General features: G+C 65.1%; 24 protein-coding genes. 4 read left to right on the top strand and 20 right to left on the bottom strand.

Translation table 11 applies throughout. From position 1 onward, the window contains the following. Positions 1 to 18: 18 nt before the first annotated feature. The 5 genes from D2N39_RS05555 to D2N39_RS05535 all read right to left on the bottom strand — a co-directional run bounded on the left by D2N39_RS05555 (position 19) and on the right by D2N39_RS05535 (position 2604). Positions 19 to 576: a F0F1 ATP synthase subunit B gene (locus D2N39_RS05555; protein WP_119133758.1), complete on the bottom strand. Its 558-nt coding sequence runs from the start codon at positions 574 to 576 to the stop codon at positions 19 to 21. 4 nt (positions 577 to 580) lie between these two features. Next, positions 581 to 1114, bottom strand: coding sequence for a F0F1 ATP synthase subunit B' (locus tag D2N39_RS05550; protein WP_119133757.1), 534 nt, complete (start codon positions 1112 to 1114; stop codon positions 581 to 583). 77 nt (positions 1115 to 1191) lie between these two features. Next, complete coding sequence (locus D2N39_RS05545; RefSeq protein ID WP_054300836.1) at positions 1192 to 1425, bottom strand: F0F1 ATP synthase subunit C; 234 nt, start codon at positions 1423 to 1425, stop codon at positions 1192 to 1194. Positions 1426 to 1474: 49 nt separating this feature from the next. Then, positions 1475 to 2248: a F0F1 ATP synthase subunit A gene (locus D2N39_RS05540; protein ID WP_199725210.1), complete on the bottom strand. Its 774-nt coding sequence runs from the start codon at positions 2246 to 2248 to the stop codon at positions 1475 to 1477. A 5-nt stretch (positions 2249 to 2253) separates the two neighbouring features. Further along, on the bottom strand, positions 2254 to 2604 hold the full coding sequence (locus tag D2N39_RS05535; protein ID WP_119133756.1) for an AtpZ/AtpI family protein: 351 nt from the start codon (positions 2602 to 2604) through the stop codon (positions 2254 to 2256). A gap of 205 nt (positions 2605 to 2809) precedes the next feature. Between D2N39_RS05535 and D2N39_RS05530 the strand changes: the two genes are divergently transcribed. Further along, positions 2810 to 3175 carry an ArsR/SmtB family transcription factor gene (locus tag D2N39_RS05530; protein ID WP_119133755.1) on the top strand — a complete coding sequence of 122 codons (366 nt, stop codon included), beginning with the start codon at positions 2810 to 2812 and terminating at the stop codon, positions 3173 to 3175. A gap of 180 nt (positions 3176 to 3355) precedes the next feature. Here D2N39_RS05530 and D2N39_RS05525 read toward each other — a convergent pair whose 3' ends face one another. After that, complete coding sequence (locus tag D2N39_RS05525) at positions 3356 to 4864, bottom strand: malonate--CoA ligase (RefSeq protein WP_119133754.1); 1509 nt, start codon at positions 4862 to 4864, stop codon at positions 3356 to 3358. Positions 4865 to 5047: 183 nt separating this feature from the next. Between D2N39_RS05525 and D2N39_RS22800 the strand changes: the two genes are divergently transcribed. After that, positions 5048 to 5215, top strand: a complete 168-nt coding sequence (locus tag D2N39_RS22800) for a hypothetical protein (protein WP_158589778.1) — start codon at positions 5048 to 5050, stop codon at positions 5213 to 5215. Here the strand turns inward: D2N39_RS22800 and D2N39_RS05520 are convergent. The 14 genes from D2N39_RS05520 to ffh form a co-directional block, all read right to left on the bottom strand. Then, a complete protein-coding gene (locus D2N39_RS05520) occupies positions 5184 to 5993 on the bottom strand; it encodes a division plane positioning ATPase MipZ (protein WP_119133753.1) in 810 nt (269 codons plus the stop codon). The two genes, D2N39_RS22800 and D2N39_RS05520, sit on opposite strands and share 32 nt — an antisense overlap. A 203-nt stretch (positions 5994 to 6196) precedes the next feature. Further along, positions 6197 to 6418, bottom strand: a complete 222-nt coding sequence (gene rpmE / locus D2N39_RS05515) for a 50S ribosomal protein L31 (protein WP_054300841.1) — start codon at positions 6416 to 6418, stop codon at positions 6197 to 6199. An 11-nt stretch (positions 6419 to 6429) separates the two neighbouring features. Beyond that, positions 6430 to 6804, bottom strand: coding sequence for a 50S ribosomal protein L19 (rplS, locus tag D2N39_RS05510; protein WP_054300842.1), 375 nt, complete (start codon positions 6802 to 6804; stop codon positions 6430 to 6432). Between the two features lie 237 nt (positions 6805 to 7041). Beyond that, a complete protein-coding gene (locus D2N39_RS05505) occupies positions 7042 to 7548 on the bottom strand; it encodes a GNAT family N-acetyltransferase (protein WP_119133752.1) in 507 nt (168 codons plus the stop codon). Continuing rightward, entirely contained in the window at positions 7548 to 8387 is an 840-nt protein-coding gene (trmD, locus tag D2N39_RS05500; protein WP_119133751.1) for a tRNA (guanosine(37)-N1)-methyltransferase TrmD, read from the bottom strand. Before trmD ends, D2N39_RS05505 begins: the two co-directional genes overlap by 1 nt. 41 nt (positions 8388 to 8428) lie before the next feature. Beyond that, complete coding sequence (locus D2N39_RS05495; protein ID WP_119133750.1) at positions 8429 to 9232, bottom strand: hypothetical protein; 804 nt, start codon at positions 9230 to 9232, stop codon at positions 8429 to 8431. A 4-nt stretch (positions 9233 to 9236) separates the two neighbouring features. Then, entirely contained in the window at positions 9237 to 10145 is a 909-nt protein-coding gene (locus D2N39_RS05490; RefSeq protein ID WP_147373453.1) for a hypothetical protein, read from the bottom strand. A 98-nt stretch (positions 10146 to 10243) separates the two neighbouring features. After that, positions 10244 to 10756 (bottom strand): ribosome maturation factor RimM, encoded by a 513-nt coding sequence (rimM, locus tag D2N39_RS05485; RefSeq protein ID WP_119133748.1) that lies wholly within the window; start codon positions 10754 to 10756, stop codon positions 10244 to 10246. A gap of 1 nt (position 10757) precedes the next feature. Continuing rightward, on the bottom strand, positions 10758 to 11390 hold the full coding sequence (gene bluB / locus D2N39_RS05480) for a 5,6-dimethylbenzimidazole synthase (protein WP_119133747.1): 633 nt from the start codon (positions 11388 to 11390) through the stop codon (positions 10758 to 10760). Between the two features lie 10 nt (positions 11391 to 11400). Next, a complete protein-coding gene (gene rpsP, locus D2N39_RS05475) occupies positions 11401 to 11754 on the bottom strand; it encodes a 30S ribosomal protein S16 (RefSeq protein WP_119133746.1) in 354 nt (117 codons plus the stop codon). A gap of 57 nt (positions 11755 to 11811) precedes the next feature. Next, a complete protein-coding gene (locus tag D2N39_RS05470) occupies positions 11812 to 12111 on the bottom strand; it encodes a chorismate mutase (RefSeq protein ID WP_054300848.1) in 300 nt (99 codons plus the stop codon). Then, positions 12108 to 12662 (bottom strand): GNAT family N-acetyltransferase, encoded by a 555-nt coding sequence (locus D2N39_RS05465; RefSeq protein ID WP_119133745.1) that lies wholly within the window; start codon positions 12660 to 12662, stop codon positions 12108 to 12110. Before D2N39_RS05465 ends, D2N39_RS05470 begins: the two co-directional genes overlap by 4 nt. Then, entirely contained in the window at positions 12656 to 13195 is a 540-nt protein-coding gene (locus D2N39_RS05460) for a GNAT family N-acetyltransferase (protein ID WP_119133744.1), read from the bottom strand. The genes D2N39_RS05465 and D2N39_RS05460 overlap by 7 nt, the downstream gene beginning before the upstream one ends. After that, positions 13192 to 14694, bottom strand: coding sequence for a signal recognition particle protein (ffh, locus tag D2N39_RS05455; protein ID WP_119133969.1), 1503 nt, complete (start codon positions 14692 to 14694; stop codon positions 13192 to 13194). Before ffh ends, D2N39_RS05460 begins: the two co-directional genes overlap by 4 nt. Before the next feature lie 374 nt (positions 14695 to 15068). Between ffh and D2N39_RS05450 the strand changes: the two genes are divergently transcribed. Then, complete coding sequence (locus tag D2N39_RS05450; RefSeq protein WP_119133743.1) at positions 15069 to 15950, top strand: LysR family transcriptional regulator; 882 nt, start codon at positions 15069 to 15071, stop codon at positions 15948 to 15950. After that, the gene (locus D2N39_RS05445; protein WP_233557057.1) at positions 15947 to 16855 is read left to right on the top strand and encodes a DMT family transporter; all 909 of its coding nucleotides are present in this window, start codon (positions 15947 to 15949) and stop codon (positions 16853 to 16855) included. Before D2N39_RS05450 ends, D2N39_RS05445 begins: the two co-directional genes overlap by 4 nt. The last annotated feature ends 91 nt before the right edge of the window (positions 16856 to 16946 follow it).

Raw genomic sequence — 16946 nt, 5'->3', positions numbered from 1 at the left:
CACCGATCAGGGATCGGCTCAGTGCAGCTTGGCTTCGACCTGCGCAATCGCCTCGTCGATAGAGGCAGCGGTAGTTTCAGCCGACATCTGCTTGGTCAGCACATCGCCAGCCGCCGCAATCGCCACATCCACCGCGCGTTCGCGCACTTCGCGTACCGCCGCGGCTTCAGCCGAGGCAATCCGCTCTTCCGCCGCAGCCAGACGGCGTGCGATGGAAGCCTTGAGATCCGCCTTGGCCTGTTGAGCCGCCGACAGCGCCTCTTCCTTGGCCGCCGCCACGATCCGCTCCGACTGCTCCATCATCTCCTTCTGCTTGCGCTCGTAGGAGGCGAGGATGGTCTTGGCTTCTTCACGCAGCAGGCGCGCTTCTTCCAGTTCCGCCTTGATCAGCGCGGCCCGGTTGTCGAGCAGCGCGCCCAGCTTCGCCGGAACCTTCAGGAACAGAAGGATGCCGACAAAGGCGATGAAGGCCAGCAGAACGATGAAGTTCGAGTTGCGCAGCGAGACGAACGGGCCGTCCGCTGCCAGCGCGGGGCTGGCCGCCAGGGCTGCAACGATCAGGATCAGCTTCTGCATGATCTTATCCTTTCAGCCGGGCGTTGATCGCCGCCGTCACGCTGCGTGCATCGGCCTTGCCACCGAGTGCCGCAACCAGTTCCTTCGCCGTATCCTTGGCCACTTCGGTCACGCTTTCCAGCGCGCCCGCACGGATCTCGCCGATGCGGGCCTCGGATTCCGCCGTCTTGGCCGCGATTTCGGCATCGGCCTTCGCCGTCGCCTTGTCGAGATCAGCCTGGATTTCGGCTTTCGCCTCGGCCACGATCCGGCCGGCTTCAACCCGTGCCTTCTCAAGCGCCTCGTTGTAAGCCTTTTCGGCGGCCAGCGCCTTCTGCTTCAGCTCTTCGGCTGCCGCGAGGTCGTTGGTAATGGTGCCGCTGCGTTCGGCCAGAACCGCCCCGATCCGGGGAAGGGCCACGCGCCACAGCACGAGAAAGATCACGACAAGCGCGACCACGAGCCAGAAAATCTGGTTGTCCCAGGTCGAGGTGTCGAGCTGCGGCATACCGGCAGAATGACCCGCCGCACCAGCCGCTTCATGCGCTTCGGTCGCCATGTGATATCCTCACGTCGTCAAAAACCTGGCCGGGGGACGAAGCGCCCTCCCGGCCGAGAAGATGCGAAGCGTCAGGATCAGACGGCGAACATCAGCAGCAGGGCGATCAGGAACGAGAAGATGCCCAGAGCTTCGGCGAAGGCGATGCCGACGAAGAGGTTCGCGGTTTGCGAAGCGGCAGCCGAGGGGTTGCGCAGCGCGCCGGCGAGGAAGTTGCCGGCGATGTTGCCCACGCCGATGCCGGCGCCGCCCAGACCGATGGCCGCCAGGCCAGCACCGATGTATTTGCCCATGAGCGCGAGTTCGACCATTTGAGTTCTCCTTGGTGGAAAGTCGGATTGAAGGGTTGAGGTCCGGACCTTAGTGGTGGGCGCCGCCCACCGCGTCTTTCAGATAGACGCAGGTCAGAATGGTAAAGACGTAGGCCTGCACGACAGCGACAAGCAGTTCCAGACCGTAGATCGCGGTCACGGCGCCCACGGCCACCGGCGAGATGACGGCCATCGAGGCAAAGCCTGCGAACACTTTCATCACCGCGTGGCCTGCCATCAGGTTGCCCGCAAGACGAATGGAATGGCTGACGGGGCGCACGAAGTAGGAAATCACCTCGATCACCGCCAGCACCGGGCGCAGCGCCAGCGGCGCCGACGAGACCCAGAACATGCCGAGGAAGCCGATACCGTTCTTCACGAGGCCCAGAATGGTCACGAACAGGAACACCGACAGCGCCAGCGTCACGGTCACCGCGACATGGCTGGTGGTGGTGAAGCTCATCGGGATCAGGCCCAGCAGGTTCGAGAACAGCACGAACAGGAACAGCGTCATGACGAAGGGGAAGTATTTCACCCCGTCATGGCCGGTCACATCCTCGACCATCTTGTAGATGAAACCGTAGATCATCTCGCCGACCGACTGGATGCGCGAGGGGATGATCGCCCGGCCACGCGAGCCGAACACCATCAGCGCGATGATCGCCAGAACCGTCGCCGCCATCCATACGGTGACGTTTGTGATTTCGAACGCACCGATATTGGAGGTGCAGTCCGCATGCGCGGGATCACAGAAAAACCGCTTCACGATGAACTGATCCATCGGGTGGATCGCAAATCCGGTCGCTTCGCCTTCGGCCGCCACGTCTGTCATCCTTCGGTTCCGGCGGAGTGCTCCGCCTGTGTCTCGATCGCCTGAGCCCGCAACTGGCGCTCCTGCATGTCGCGGGCGGTGCCCATGACGGTGCGGATGCCGGCCGCAAAGCCGAACAGGAGGAAGACGATCAGCAGGATGGGCCTCGTGCCGAACAGATAGTCCAGCCCGTAACCGATGCTGCCCCCGATCATGATCCCCGAGGTCAGCTCCAGCACCATCCGCCAGGCAACTTCCGCCTGCGAAAAATCCTTGCCTGCCGCAGCGGGCTTCGCCTTGCTCCCCTTCGCCTCGGCCAGACGCGCTTCCAGCGCGCGAAGCCGTTCCGGATCGGGTTCCTGAGCCATGCGGTACGCCCCCTGAACAGTCGGCGCGAACCTACGCAGAGGGGGGCATTGAGTCAAGCAACACCTACCATATCAAGCCATTGATAATTAATGATTTTGCAAAATCCTTCCGTCCCCCTTCGGGGCCGTTTGCGCTCTCACGGCGGCGTGAGACATATTCAACCTCGCAGTTGACGATTATGCCCCCCTCCGCCAAGGATGCGCCATGACCGATCCGCTCTCGCCCATCTTCTCGGCCCTCGCCGACCCGACCCGCCGCGCCATCCTCGGCATGCTGCTCGAGGATGACATGGCCGTGACCGATGTCGCCGAACCCTTTGCCATGTCGCTGGCCGCCATCTCGAAACACCTTCAGGTGCTGGCGGATGCCGGATTGATCAGCCGTGAGAAACGTGGCCGCGTCATCTGGTGCAAGCTGGAACCCGACGCCATGCGTGCCGCCTCGGTCTGGATGCAGGGATTCGGCCAGTTCGAGCCTGTGGACCTGGATGCACTGGAACGCTTTCTGGAAACCGAGTTGCGTGATGTGCCCCCTGCCCCGCCGGATCAAGGGACGACCGAGGTCGATTGAGTATTTTTGCAAGAAGCAGGACACATCGGTCTGCTCTTGCTTCTTGCCCAAATACTCAAAAACCTCAAGCGATGCCGCGCGTAGGCCGAAGGGTGGCGACACCTGTCAGCCTCCCATGGCAATGCCGCATGACGATGGCCCCAAAGGGGCCTGAGGAGGGTGGTGGCGCCCGTTTGCGGGTCAGGTGGTGAACCAGCCGCTATACTGGTCACGCAGCAGGTTCTTCTGCACCTTGCCCATGGTGTTGCGCGGCAGGGCCTCGACCACGACAGCGGCTTTCGGCTGCTTGAAGCGCGCCAGACGGTCGCGGATGTCTGCAAGCACGGTCTCGACATCCAGCACCGCCCCCTTCTGCGGCACCAGAACCGCAAAGACCGCCTCACCGAAATCGGGGTGCGGCAGGCCGATCACCGCGCTTTCCAGCACGCCAGGCACCTCGTCGAGCAGCAACTCCACCTCTTTCGGATAGATGTTGAACCCGCCCGAGATCACCAGATCCTTGGCGCGGCCGACGATGGTGACATAACCATCCTCGCCCTGCACGCCGAGGTCGCCGGTGATGAACCAGCCATCCTCGCGCAATTCCTCGCGGGTTTTCTCGGGCATCTGCCAGTAGCCCTTGAAGACGTTCGGGCCCCTGACCTCGAGCGTGCCGACCTCGCCGCGCGGCACTTCAAGACCGTCCGCCATCACCCGCAGTTCCACCCCCGGCAGCGGCAGGCCGACGGTGCCGGCGCGGCGCTCGCCCTCATAGGGGTTCGAGGTGTTCATGTTGGTCTCGGTCATGCCATAGCGTTCAAGGATCCGATGGCCGGTGCGGGCCTCGAAGTCCCGATGCGTCTCCGCAAGCAGCGGCGCAGAACCCGAGATGAACAGGCGGAAATGCCCGACGAGATCGCGGGTGAAGCGCGGGTCGTCCAACAGGCGGGTGTAGAAGGTCGGCACCCCCATCATGCTGGTCGCTTGCGGCAAGAGGCGGATCACGGCCTCCTGATCGAAGCCGGGCAGGAAGATCATCTTGCCCCCTGTCAGCAGGACAAGGTTGGAAGCCACGAACAGCCCGTGCGTGTGGAAGATCGGCAGCGCATGCAACAGCACATCTTCCGCCGTGAAGCGCCACAAGTCGCGCAGCACCTCGGCATTGGACAGCAGGTTGCGATGTGTCAGCATCGCGCCTTTCGAGCGGCCTGTGGTACCCGAGGTATAAAGGAAGGCGGCCAGATCCTCGGGGCCACGATCCACCGGGGCGATGGTTTGGGGCTGTCCGGCCGCATGGTCAGTCAGGCTGCCGCTGCCATCCGCGTTGAGGGTCAGCACCGTTGCGCCGTGGCGCGCCGCAACCGGCGCAAGCGCTGCCTCTTTCGTGCCGTCACACAGAAAGACCACAGGCGTCGCATTACCAAGGAAATAATCAACCTCATCAGCGGTATTGGCCGTATTCAGCGGCAGGAACACCGCCCCCAGCGCCACTGCCGCGCCATAGACAGCCAAAGCCTCGGGGCTTTTGGCAATCTGCACGGCGATCCGGTCACCAGTTCCCAGACCGGCCGCACGCAGGGCATGGGCCTGCTGTGCAACCATGGCCAGAAAAGCGTGGCCTGTAATCTGGCGCCCGTCCGGCAGGATCAGAAAAGCGTCGTCACGATCCGCAAGCGGGGCGAAAAGCGCGTCGAAAAGCGTGTTTGGCATGGGGCCCTCCGCGTCCTTCCTGCCATGCGTCGGTCCCCCTCTCAAGTGCCGGTGCCGGGCTGGGGCAGAATCGTAAACAATTCGTTTCCTCGATTATGAGGATTTACCCAGGCTTCACCGATTTCCGCCGCAATTTTGCCGCGAGCCACCAGAAAGCTGAATACAACCAGAAAGGAGGATCTCATGAGCTTCGTTACCCGCTTGATCCAGATGTTCCGCAAGGGCCCTGCCGCACAGGATACGGCTGTGGACGATCTGTTCGACATCCGCATCCGCAAGATGCAGGGCCGTCAGCGCATGGCGCCGCAGGCGACCCCGTTCAAAAATTCACGGCTACATCAGGCAGCCTGAGTTCCGCAACCAGATCGCGCAGTTCCTGTCGGGCCGCGATGTTCGACAGGTTCAGTTGCTCGACCCCGGTATCCTTGAGGTCCAGCAGCGTCAGCCCGCGCGGAAACAGTTCACGGAAGATCACGCGCTCGGTAAAGCCGGGCGCCACGCGAAAGCCGATGCGGCGTGACAGATCCGTCAATGCCGCGCCGACCTTCTTCTTGTTGTGCATCTGCTGGGCGCCAAGGCGGTTGCGCAGCACGATCCAGTCGATCGGCTTCAGTCCGGCCTGTGCCCGCAGTTGCCGCGCGTTCCAGACCATCTCGGCATAGATTGACGGCCCCTTCACCTTGTTGGTTTCCGGGTCGATCCGTGCCAGCAGGTCGAAATCCACGAAGGAATCGTTCAGCGGCGTGATCAGCGTATCGGCAAGGCTATGCGCCACCTGGCTGAGCCGGGTATGCGAGCCGGGGCAGTCGATTATGATGAAATCGCTGATCGGTTCCAGCGCCGAAACCGCAACGGACAGCCGGTGATCAAAGGTGTTTTCACCCGGCGCCAGCGTTTCGGCATCCGCCTCAGGCAGTTCACGGTAATCCGGGGTCGGCAGGTCCACCCCGTTCGCCGCTATCCAGGCGCGGCGATTCTCGACATAGCGCCCGAAGCTGCGTTGCCGCAGATCCAGATCCAGCGCGCCGACACGATGCCCCATCCGCGCGAGGGCGGTGGCGATATGCATGCAGGTGGTCGATTTGCCCGAGCCGCCCTTTTCATTGCCCACAACGATGATATGCGCCATGGCCCGCTACCCTTCCGCTGGTCTGTGTGGCGGCCTTCATAAGGCCAGTCCCCGATATTGGGAAGCGGGAAGCCGCCGATTGCGACACAGGGCGGCAAATCGCGCACCGCGCCGTTGTATGCTTGGCTCCTGCGACCGGCCGCGGGCAAATGCAAAAGGCGCATCCGAAGATGCGCCTTTCCGAAAACAGCTCGTGGCAGGGATCAGAAACCCAGGCCTGCGTATTTGTTCTTGAACTTCGACACACGGCCGCCGGTGTCCATCAGCTTGGCGGTCTGGCCGGTCCAGGCCGGATGCGAAAGCGGGTCGATGTCCAGCGCCATCGTGTCGCCTTCCTTGCCCCAGGTGGTGCGGGTGCGGAAGGTGGTGCCGTCGGTCATCTTCACTTCGATGAAGTGATAGTCGGGGTGGATGCCCTGTTTCATGGCGCCAATCCTCACTCAGCTTTTTCTTTGTAGTTGGTGACTTCGGCGATGCGGGCCGATTTGCCGCGACGCGAGCGCAGATAGTAGAGCTTCGCACGGCGCACACGGCCACGACGAACCACTTCGATCGAGTCGATGTTCGTCGAATACAGCGGGAACACACGTTCCACGCCTTCGCCGAACGAGATCTTGCGAACGGTGAACGAGGCCGAGATGGTCATGCCGCCCTTGCGGCCGATGCAGACGCCTTCATAGTTCTGCACACGCGACCGGGTGCCTTCGGTCACTTTGTAGCCGACGCGGATGGTGTCGCCGGCCTTGAAATCCGGGATCTTCTTGCCGAGGGCAGCAATCTGCTCGGCTTCAAGCTGCGCGATCAGGTTCATGCGCAAGTCCTTTCGTTGCTTGCGGTTGTTCCGCAAAGGTGATGCCGTGTCAGAGCTCCTGGCCTTCGATCGGGTCCCCACGCATCCGCGCAAGCCCGCCGGAGATGAACCGACGCATTTTGTGCCGCCCCTTTCACCGAAACCCGGAGAAGAAGCCGGGCCTGTGGCAAAGGGAATCGGGTCCAGAAGGCATTTCCGCCCCGGACTGCGCGCGTATAGGGGGAAGGTCGGGTTCGGTCAAGACGTGCCGGTCGGAAAGCACCAGCTTACCATCCGATTGCGTGACCGCCAGAGCGGCCCCTTGTCGGTGAAGCCGCCCTCATCTGCGCCACCGGCAACGGCATAGAAGGCACGGGCGGCGGCATTTTCCTCGACCACCGCCAGCGCGGCGCCGGGATAGCCCTGCGCTTGCAGGGCCTCCAGCGCGGCGGTCAGCAGGCGCCTGCCGACGCCACGGCCGCGCTGGTCGGGCCGCAGGTAAAGGTGACGGATCTCGCCCCGCGCCCCAAAAACCGGGTCGGAGGGCGCGCCGAAACAGACGAAGCCGGCCGCCCCTTCGCCCGCGATCACCGTGACCGGATCGTCTCCGGCCAGTAGCCGGGTCCACTGGTCCAGGCGACGCGCCTCGGTCAGCGCCGCCACCGCCTCGGGAGGGGCGAGCGTTTCATAACATTCCAGCCAGACCCGATGGTGGAGCCGCGCCAGCGCCGCCGCATCCTCTGGCCCAGCCCGACGCAGCGGCATCACTTGCGCGGCTTCCGTTCGCCCGGCACCAGTCGCGCCTGATGCGCGGCCCAGAGGTCGGGGCGGCGGGCAGCGGTCAGGGCCTCGGCCTCGGCGCGGCGCCACTTGGCGATCTCGCCATGGTTGCCCGACAACAGCACCGGCGGGATTTCGCGCCCTTCCCAGACCGGCGGTTTGGTGAATTGCGGATGTTCCAGCAAGCCGTCAGAGAAGCTTTCCTCCTCGGTCGAGGCCATGTTGCCCAACACGCCGGGAATCAGCCGGACGGTGGCGTCGATCATCGCCTGCGCTGCGATCTCGCCCCCGGTCATCACGAAATCGCCAAGGCTGACCTCCTCGATCCCGTAGGCGTCGATCACCCGCTGGTCCACGCCCTCGAACCGGCCGCAAAGCAGCGTCAGCCCCTCGGCCGCCGCCCATTCATGTGCCTTGGCTTGTGTGAACGGCCGCCCCCGCGGGCTGAGAAACACGATGGGCCAGCGTGCGCGGTCACGCGGCGCGCCCTGCATTGCCTGATCCAGCGCCCGCGCCACCACATCGGCGCGCAGCACCATGCCCGCCCCGCCACCTGCCGGGGTGTCATCGACATTGCGATGCCTGCCCTCGCCAAAGGCACGCAGGTCGATGGTTTCCAACGCCCACAACCCCATGTCCATCGCCTTGCCGGTCAGCGACAGGCCCAGTGTGCCGGGGAAGGCATCGGGAAACAGCGTCACGATCTTCGCGCACCACGCGCCCTTCACCCGCTGCGGCGCCATCAGGTCGCGCGGTTGAAGGCTGGCCGAAATGCTCAGTCGGCCATGACTTTTGGGTTTCGGGGGGGGGATCGGTTCGCTCATGCCCCGCTTTTAGGGCAAAGCCCCTGCGCGGCAAAGGGGCGTTACAGCGTCCCGCCCGCGCGAAACTGCGTCAGAAGCGCATCTTTCGCTGCCTGCCGTTCCGCGCGGCCCATCTGCGCACGGTTGAGGGCGACAAAGGCCGACACCAGCGCGGCCGGGGCGCCAGGATTTGCGGCAGGCACCGGCGCAAGAGCTGCGCGCAATTCCGCCCCAAGCCCCGCCGCATCATAGACTGCCTCCACCGGGCCAAGGCGGCGTCGCGCCTGCTCCTCCAGCGGGGCAGCGTGCACCGGGGCGCCGGTCGCATGGGCCACGGTCTTCAGCACCGGGCCAATATGGACAGCGCCGGCCATGCGCTGCGAAAAATCTGCTGCATCCTCGACCATCGTATGCCGCTTGGCCTGCTGCCAGTGCAGCGAGGCCAGCCAGGGCGCAGGCGCGCGCGTGCCCAGAACGAAATGCAGATCCGCATCGGGCAGGGCCCGGCGCAACCCGCGTGCGAGTTCGGCCAGCAGGCGCGGCGCGGCGCCGTAATCCGAGATGCCGAAATCGCCGGGCATATGGCCCGCCAGATCCTCGCTCGACAGGATCAACCCCTGCCCCGGAGCCAGTTCAAGCCCGTCAAGCCAGTGCGCCAGCGCCCGGCGATAAAGGCGCATGGCAAGCGGCCGCCGCTCGGCAGACCACAGGCGCGCGGCGCGCGTCAACGTGCGGAAGGCGGCCCCCTGCGGCAGTTGCAGGGTGAAAGCGGGCGCCAGTGCGGCGCGATGCGCCGCCAGCGCCGCCTGAACCGACGTTGTGCCCGTCTTATGGAACCCCGCGTGAATGACCACGCGCCGGGACATGACCTTAGCCTCTGGAGGCGACGCCACGGCCATCGCCGTTCAGCGGCGCAAGCCGCAGATTGAGCGCCGCGAGATCGCGCAGGGCCTGAGCCGCCTGCGGACCGGCAGAAGCCGCCGCCCTTTCCAGCGCCGCGACATGGGGACAATCACCCCATGCATCGACATTTTCACGCAGCAGGCAGGCGCAGCGCTCGGCGAACAGTGCCAGCAGCGCATCGTCTCCCTGCGCGGCCTGCAATGCCTTCACCGGCGCCGCCTGACCATGGCAGGCCTCGGCCACGCGCCCATCCGTTGCCTGAAGGATAAGGGCCCTGCGCAGATGCACGGGCGCATCACTGGCCTGAACACGCTCTGCCAGCGCCTGAAACAGCAGGGCCGGCGACAGATACGGCGACAAGGCAGCCAGATGCGCGGCGATCTGATCTGTGCCGACCTCCGGTGACAGATCGGCGAGCGGCTGGGTCATGCGACGCGCCATGTCGCGGTCGGCATTCCCTGCCAGCGTTGCCGACATGTCTGCTGAGGGCTGGCCGCTGTGCCGGGGCGTCCGGCGCGGGTTCCAGATCAGGCGGGCGAAAGGGATCGCCAGAAAAGACAGGCCGACGGGCAGCATGGTCGGCATCACCGGCGTCACGCCCATGACCCCGCCGATACCGCGCCCCAGCCCGAACAGCACCACGACCAGCAGAAGCTGCACCGCCAGCCGCGCCGCCGCGCCCGGCACCGCCCCCGGCCTGTGCCAGTCATCCGCCGTCTGCGGCCAGTCGCCGGGCCGCATGACGACGAGCCAGAGCATGAAGATCAAGGTGAAGGCAGGCACAACCCGCCAGCCAAATCCACCCAGCCCGGCCAACAGCGGCCCGAAATACATAAGGCCATTGGCAAGCTGCAAGAGCCGCAGGCGGTTGGTCATCATTCTGCCCCTTGACGTGGCTTCATGCCCTTCTTCTATGCACAAATTGCGCCGAACCGTGGTGTCAGTCCAGCTTTATGGCGAAGCCCGCCCTGCAATCACGCCTGTTCTTCCGGCGGATCGGCCACCAGAATGCCCGCCGCCAGATCGACGGTCGGCACATTCGCGCGCGTGAACGGCAGCAGAAGTGCCTGTTTCAACCCAGGCCCGGTGATTTCCAGAAAATCCCCTGCGCCGTGATTATGCACCGACTGCACCCGCCCCAGCACCGCGCCGCCGGTATCCTGCACCGTAAGCCCGACAAGATCGGCATAATAGAACTCGTCATCCGGCAGTTTCGGGAGGCGCGACTTGTCGGCGTAAAGATGCACGCCCTTCAGCGCATCGGCCTCTTCCTTGGTGGCCACCCCCGACAGCCGCGCGCCCAGCCCGCCGGCCAGCGGGCGCGTCAGGCGCAGCTTGAAGCTGCGGCTGCCGTCCTCGGTATAAAGTGGGCCATAATCGGCAATGGCGGCAGGCTCGGCACAAAAGCTTTTCAGCCGCACCTCGCCCTGCACCCCGAAAGCCCCGGCGATCGCGCCCACACAGATCCGGTCAGCGGCGTCGGACATCTCAGCGTCTCTCCATGATCAGCGCGGGCGCGCGGGCCTCCCAGCCCTCGCGCTCCAGTTCCGGGGTATCATCGGTCGTTTCGGGCCAGCCGAGGCAGAGATAGGCGATGAAGCGCCAGCCCGCAGGCACCGCCAGATCGCGGCTCAGCCGGTCAGGATCAAGGATCGACACCCAGCCGAGGCCAAGCCCCTCGGACCGCGCGGCCAGCCAGAACAGGCTGATCGCACCGACGACCGACCATGCACGGGTTTCGGCCATGGTTCCGGCCCCAAGACCCGCGCCCTTGACGGTATCCTCGTCGCAGAACACCGCCAGATGCACCGGCGCCTCGCGCATGCCCGACAGTTTCAGCCGGGCGTAAAGCGCGGCCTTGTCGCCATCGTAGACCGACAGCGCATCCGCATTGGTGCATTCGAAATTGTCAATCGCCGCCGCGCGCGCGGCTTCGCTTTCCACCTGGATCAGACGCCAAGGTTCGGAAAGTCCAACCGAGGGGGCAAGCGCAAAAGCGCGAAGGCAGCGGTCAAGCACCGCTGCCTCCACCGGATCGGTGCGAAAGCGGCGCACATCGCGCCGCCAGCGCATCAGATCCAGAAGCTCTGCCCGGAACTCCGGGCCATAGCTGCCCTGCATGGGCGGCCGATCACTCTTCCGCCGGGGCGGCGTTGCGGGCGGCTTTCTTGGCGGCGCGTTCCTGCGCGGCCTTGCCCGGCACGGCAGCCTTCGGGTTGTTGCGCACGGTTTTCGCCTTCAGACCAGCCGCTTCGAGGAAACGCGCCACGCGATCGGTCGGCTGCGCGCCCTGACCCAGCCAGTATTGCACGCGCTCGACGTTCATCTTCACGCGGTCTTCGCTGTCCTTGGCCAGCAGCGGGTTGTAGACGCCCAGCTTCTCGATGAAGCGGCCATCGCGCGGCATGCGCGAGTCCGACGCGACGATGGCGTAATGCGGACGCTTTTTCGAGCCGCCACGGGCCAGACGGATTTTCATGGACATAGGTTTTCTCCTTCAAGTCCGGTTTGACGGGCGCATCTGCCCCCGCCGGGATGGGTGTTACTTTTGCAGTTGCTCGTGATGCCTGATGACTTCAGAGATGATGAAGTTCAGGAATTTCCGGGCGAATTCCGGGTCGAGATCCGCCTCTTGCGACAGTCGTTCCAGCCGCTCGATCTGCCGTGCCTCGCGCGTGGGGTCCGAAGGCGGCAGTGCATGCTCGGCCTTCAGACGGCCCACCGCCTGAGTATGCTTGAACCGCTCGGCCAGCGTATAGACAAGGATCGCGTCCAGCCGGTCGATCGATTCACGATGTTCCTTCAGCACGGCGGCGGCCCGCGTCGCTGCGTCGGTCGTCATGCGTAAGCCTCCATTCCGCCATCGGCCAGCATATCGGGGGCCGGGTGGCGCCAGATGCCGCTTTCGCCGAATTGTTCATGCACGAATATGCCGTCAGGCATGCAGCCCATGCGCCGCGCCAGGGCCTGCGACCGCGTGTTGTTCGCCGCAATCAGGCTGATGGCGGTCGGCCACCCCAGCACGCCATAGGCGTGGGCACGCGCAGCCAGCGCCGCCTCATGCGCAAGCCCCTTGCCCTCGGCCTCCGCCGCCCAGACCGACCAGCCGATTTCCGGCTCGGGCCAGCCTTCAGGGAACCACGGCCCACACATCCCCAGCGCGGCCCCACTGGCGCGGTCAGTAAAGATGAACATGCCGTAACCGCGATGAACCCAATGCCCGGTCATATGGCCAAAGGCGCGCCAAGCCAGTGCCCGGCTGATCGGCCCGCCGATATGGGCAGAGCGGTCAGAGGCCATGAAATCGGCAAAGACCTCGAAATCCGACGTCACTGGCGCGCGCAGGATCATGCGTTCGGTTTCCAGAACCGGGGTGGGGCCGTAGCTCAGCATGGCAACCTCCGCAGATCGTGACGGATCACCACATCCGTCGGGTCGCTTCCCTTGGCATCGACCTGCACGCCACCAAGACGCAGGCCCAGCGCGATGGACCGCGCATTGCCCGGATCAATGTAATTGTCGATGTGATCCCAGCCGAAGGTCGCCGCTGCCCAGCCCATCACGGCCCGCGCGCCTTCGGCGGCATAGCCCTTGCCTTCGGCCGCATCGGTCACGAACCAGCCGAGTTCCGGCTCCGGGTAGCCCTCGGGCTGATAGATGCCTACCTCGCCCAGATAGGCACCGGTCTGGCGATCTTCCATCGAGAAGGGGCCAAACCCCATCAGCGGCCATTGCCCAACTTCAGAGGCAAAGATCCGCCATGCCTGTTCGTGGGTAAACGGACCGCCTTCCCAGACGGAACGGTCCGAGGCGTAAAAAGCCAGACGATGCGCAAAATCGTCCAGCCGCGGCATACGCAGCCGCAGGCGCGCGGTTTCAAGAACCGGCGCCGACGGAAAAGCGATATGCTGCGGTCGCGCGATCATTTCTTCTTCATCAACCCCGACAGGCCCGAGGGCAGGCTCATACCGCGCGGCAGGCCCGGCATGCCGCCACCAAGGCCCGGCATCCCGGACTTCATGGCCCGCGCGGCTTCCTCCAGCTGCGCCGGGTCCATGTTCTTCAGGTCGGGCATGCCGCCGCCCTTGCCCATCATGGCCTTGGCAACCTGCTTCATCATGCCGCCCTTGCCCATTTTCTTCATCATGTCGGCCATCTGCTTGTGCTGTTTCAGCAGACGGTTGAGCTCGGCCACCTCCAGCCCCGCGCCTTGGGCGATACGCTTCTTGCGGCTGGCTTGCAGCAGGTCGGGATTGGCGCGTTCCTTCTTGGTCATCGAATTGACCAAAGCGATCTGGCGGCGCAGCATGCGGTCATCAAAGCCCGCATCCTCGGCCATCTTGGCGGCCTTGCCCATGCCCGGCAGCATGCCCATGACGCCCTGCATGCCGCCCATCTTGAGCATCTGTTCAAGCTGCATCTTGAGGTCGTTCATGTTGAACAGACCCTTGGCAAAGCGCTTCGCCATGCGTTCGGCTTGTTCGGCCTCAAACGTCTCGCGCGCCTTTTCGACCAGCGCCACGATGTCGCCCATGCCAAGGATGCGGCCAGCCACACGCTCGGGTTCAAAGGCGTCCAGCGCGTCCATCTTCTCGCCCAGACCGACGAAACGGATGGGCTTGCCGGTCACGGCGCGCATCGACAGCGCGGCACCGCCACGGCCATCACCATCCATCCGGGTCAGCACGACACCGGAGATGCCGACCTTGGCGTCGAACTCAGTGGCCACATTCACCGCGTCTTGCCCGGTGAGGCCGTCAACCACCAGCAGCGTTTCGCGCGGCTGGGCGATGTCGCGCACCGCCTGAACCTCATCCATCAGCACTTCGTCGATGTGCAGACGGCCCGCGGTATCAAGGAACAGCACGTCATAGCCGCCAAGGTTCGCCTGGGTCTTGGCGCGCCTGGCGATCTGCACCGCCGATTCGCCCTTCACGATGGGCAGGCTGTCAGCGCCGATCTGACCGGCGAGGATCTGCAACTGCTCCATTGCCGCCGGGCGCTGGGTGTCCAGCGAGGCCAGAAGCACTTTCTTGCCGTTCTTTTCCTTCAGCCGCTTTGCAAGCTTCGCGGTCGTCGTCGTCTTGCCCGAGCCTTGCAGACCGACCATGAGGATGGTCGCGGGCGGGTTGTCGATCTTCAGCGCATCGGCGGCGCCATCACCCGACAGCACGCGCACCAACTCGTCATGGACGATCTTCACCACCTGCTGACCCGGCGTCACCGATTTGGTAACCGACTGCCCGGTGGCCTTGGCCTTGACCGCCTTCACGAAGTCGCGGGCGACCGGCAACGAGACGTCGGCCTCCAGCAGCGCCACCCGCACCTCGCGCAGCGCGGTTTCCACATCCGCCTCGGTCAGCGCGCCCTGACGGGTCAGCCGCTCGAACACACCTCCAAGGCGTTCCGACAGGTTCTCGAACATCGCGCGCCCTCCTTGGCCGTTGCGGTTCTGCCGGATATGGGTCCGGCGGCGGATGAAGCAAAGCCCAAGGGCACCCGTGGGCGCAACGCGCTGACGGATGGCGATCCCGGCCAATGCCATGGGACCGGAAGCGACGAGCCTCCGGGGAATTGCCCCAGCCTCTAGGCCAATCCGCCTCCCGAGTCAACACGGCGCCCTTTTGCCTTGGCCCCAATATCCCCGCCGAAGGCCACCCGCGCCGGACCGGCACAGCCGGCCGGCAAGAAAAAGCCGCGCGGCCGCAAGGCCGCTCCGCATGGAAACCGCGCGTGCCAGTGCCCCTTGCCGCCACGGCGCCAGCCGCTAATCTCGCACCGAACAGCAGGAGCCCGCGTATGGAAAACTGGGATGAGGTCCGCACCGCCTTTCAGGTCGCCCGGCTGGGCACCGTATCGGGCGCGGCAGAGGTGCTGGGCGTGCACCATGCGACCGTGATCCGCCACATCGACGCGCTGGAGAAACGGCTGGGCACCCGGCTTTTCCAGCGCCACGCCCGCGGCTATACCCCGACCGAGGCAGGGCGCGACCTGCTTTCCGTCGCGCAGGCCACCGAGGAACAGTTCAGCCAGCTTGCCTCGCGCATCAAGGGCCAGGGCGAAACGGTGACGGGTGAACTGGTCGTGACCTCGATCACCGGCCTCGCCACCCTGCTGACGCCGGTGCTGACCTCGTTTCAGAAGGCGCATCCGGGGCTGATCGTGCGCTATCTGACCGACATGCGACTGTTCCGGCTGGATTACGGCGAGGCGCATGTGGCAATCCGTGCCGGGGCCATCCCGGAAGAACCCGACAACGTCGTGCAACCCCTTCTGCGCATGCGCACCGGGCTTTATGCCACGCGCGGCTATGTCGAGAAACACGGCCATCCCAAAGGCCCGGACGAATTTGCCGGACACCTGTTCATCGGCGCCGACAGCACGCTCAGCCGCGCGCCCTTCCATCGCTGGCTGCGCGATACCGTGCAACCCGAACAGATCAGCTATCGCGCCACCGACAGTGCCGCGCTGGAGGCCGCGCTGCGCGAAGGCGCGGGCATCGGCTTCCTGTCGCATTACCTTGCCGCCTCTGACCCCGATCTGGTTGAAATCATGGCCCCCCGCGATGAATGGGCGGCGCCGCTCTGGCTGGTGACCCATGTAGACCTGCATCGCACCGTGAAGGTGCAAAGCTTCCTCAGCCACCTGAAAGCGGCCGCCGCAAGCTGGACCGAGGTATGAGCATCGCCATGCTGCGCGCCCTGACCCAGGGCCAACGCGGGCATTTCGCAATGCTGGGCTTTTCCGCGCTGGTTGCCGGGTCGTTCTCGCTGGGGGCAATGGCCGCGCCCCACATAGCCCCCGCCGCACTGACCGTGCCGCGCTTTGCCCTCGCCGGGGCGCTGGTCGGCATCGCGGCCCATCTGACCACCGGCATTCCGCGCCGGGCCTTCGTGGCCCCCTGGCGCTACCTGATACTCGGCGCCCTGCTGGCGGCTTACTTCGTTCTGATGTTCGAAGGGCTGCGCACCGCAGCCGCCGTGCCCGCCGCCGCCGTCTTTACCCTGACACCGCTGATGGCGGCAGGCTTCGGCTGGATATTGCTGCGCCAGCGCACCACCCCGCGCATGGCGCTGGCGCTGGCCATCGGTGCGGCGGGGGCAGTCTGGGTGATCTTCCGGGGCGATCCTGCCGCACTGATGCGGCTGCATGTCGGACGCGGTGAGGCCATCTATTTCATCGGCTGCATCGCCCATGCGCTTTACGCCCCGATGATCCGTCGTCTGAACCGGGGCGAGCCCGCCGTGGTCTTTACCTTCGGCATGATGCTGGCAGGATTCGGCCTGCTGTGCCTTTACGGCTGGCGCGACGTGATCGGCACTGACTGGGCCGCCCTGCCCCCGATCGTCTGGATCTGCCTCGTCTATGTTGCTGTCGCCGCCAGCGCGGCCACCTTCGTCCTTTTGCAATACGCCACGCTGCGCCTGCCCTCGGCCAAGGTCATGGCCTATACCTATCTGGTGCCAAGCTGGGTGCTGATCTGGGAAGTCGCGCTGGGGCACGAGGTGCCGCCCGCCATCGTGCTGGGCGGCGTGGCGCTGACCATCCTCGCCCTGCTTCTGCTGCTGAAGGACGAAGAAGCCTGAACTGCCTTCTGTGCAAACGAAGCGGCTGACTGTGCCCCCATGCGGGGCGACATCCTGCCCCCGACTGCTTACCTTGACGGCAACGTGAAGG

The organism is Gemmobacter lutimaris (assembly GCF_003570715.1).
Taxonomy (GTDB): Bacteria; Pseudomonadota; Alphaproteobacteria; order Rhodobacterales; family Rhodobacteraceae; genus Gemmobacter; species Gemmobacter lutimaris.
The sequence above is the reverse complement of the archived record's forward strand: the minus strand, read 5'-3'. Positions and strand labels throughout refer to the sequence as shown.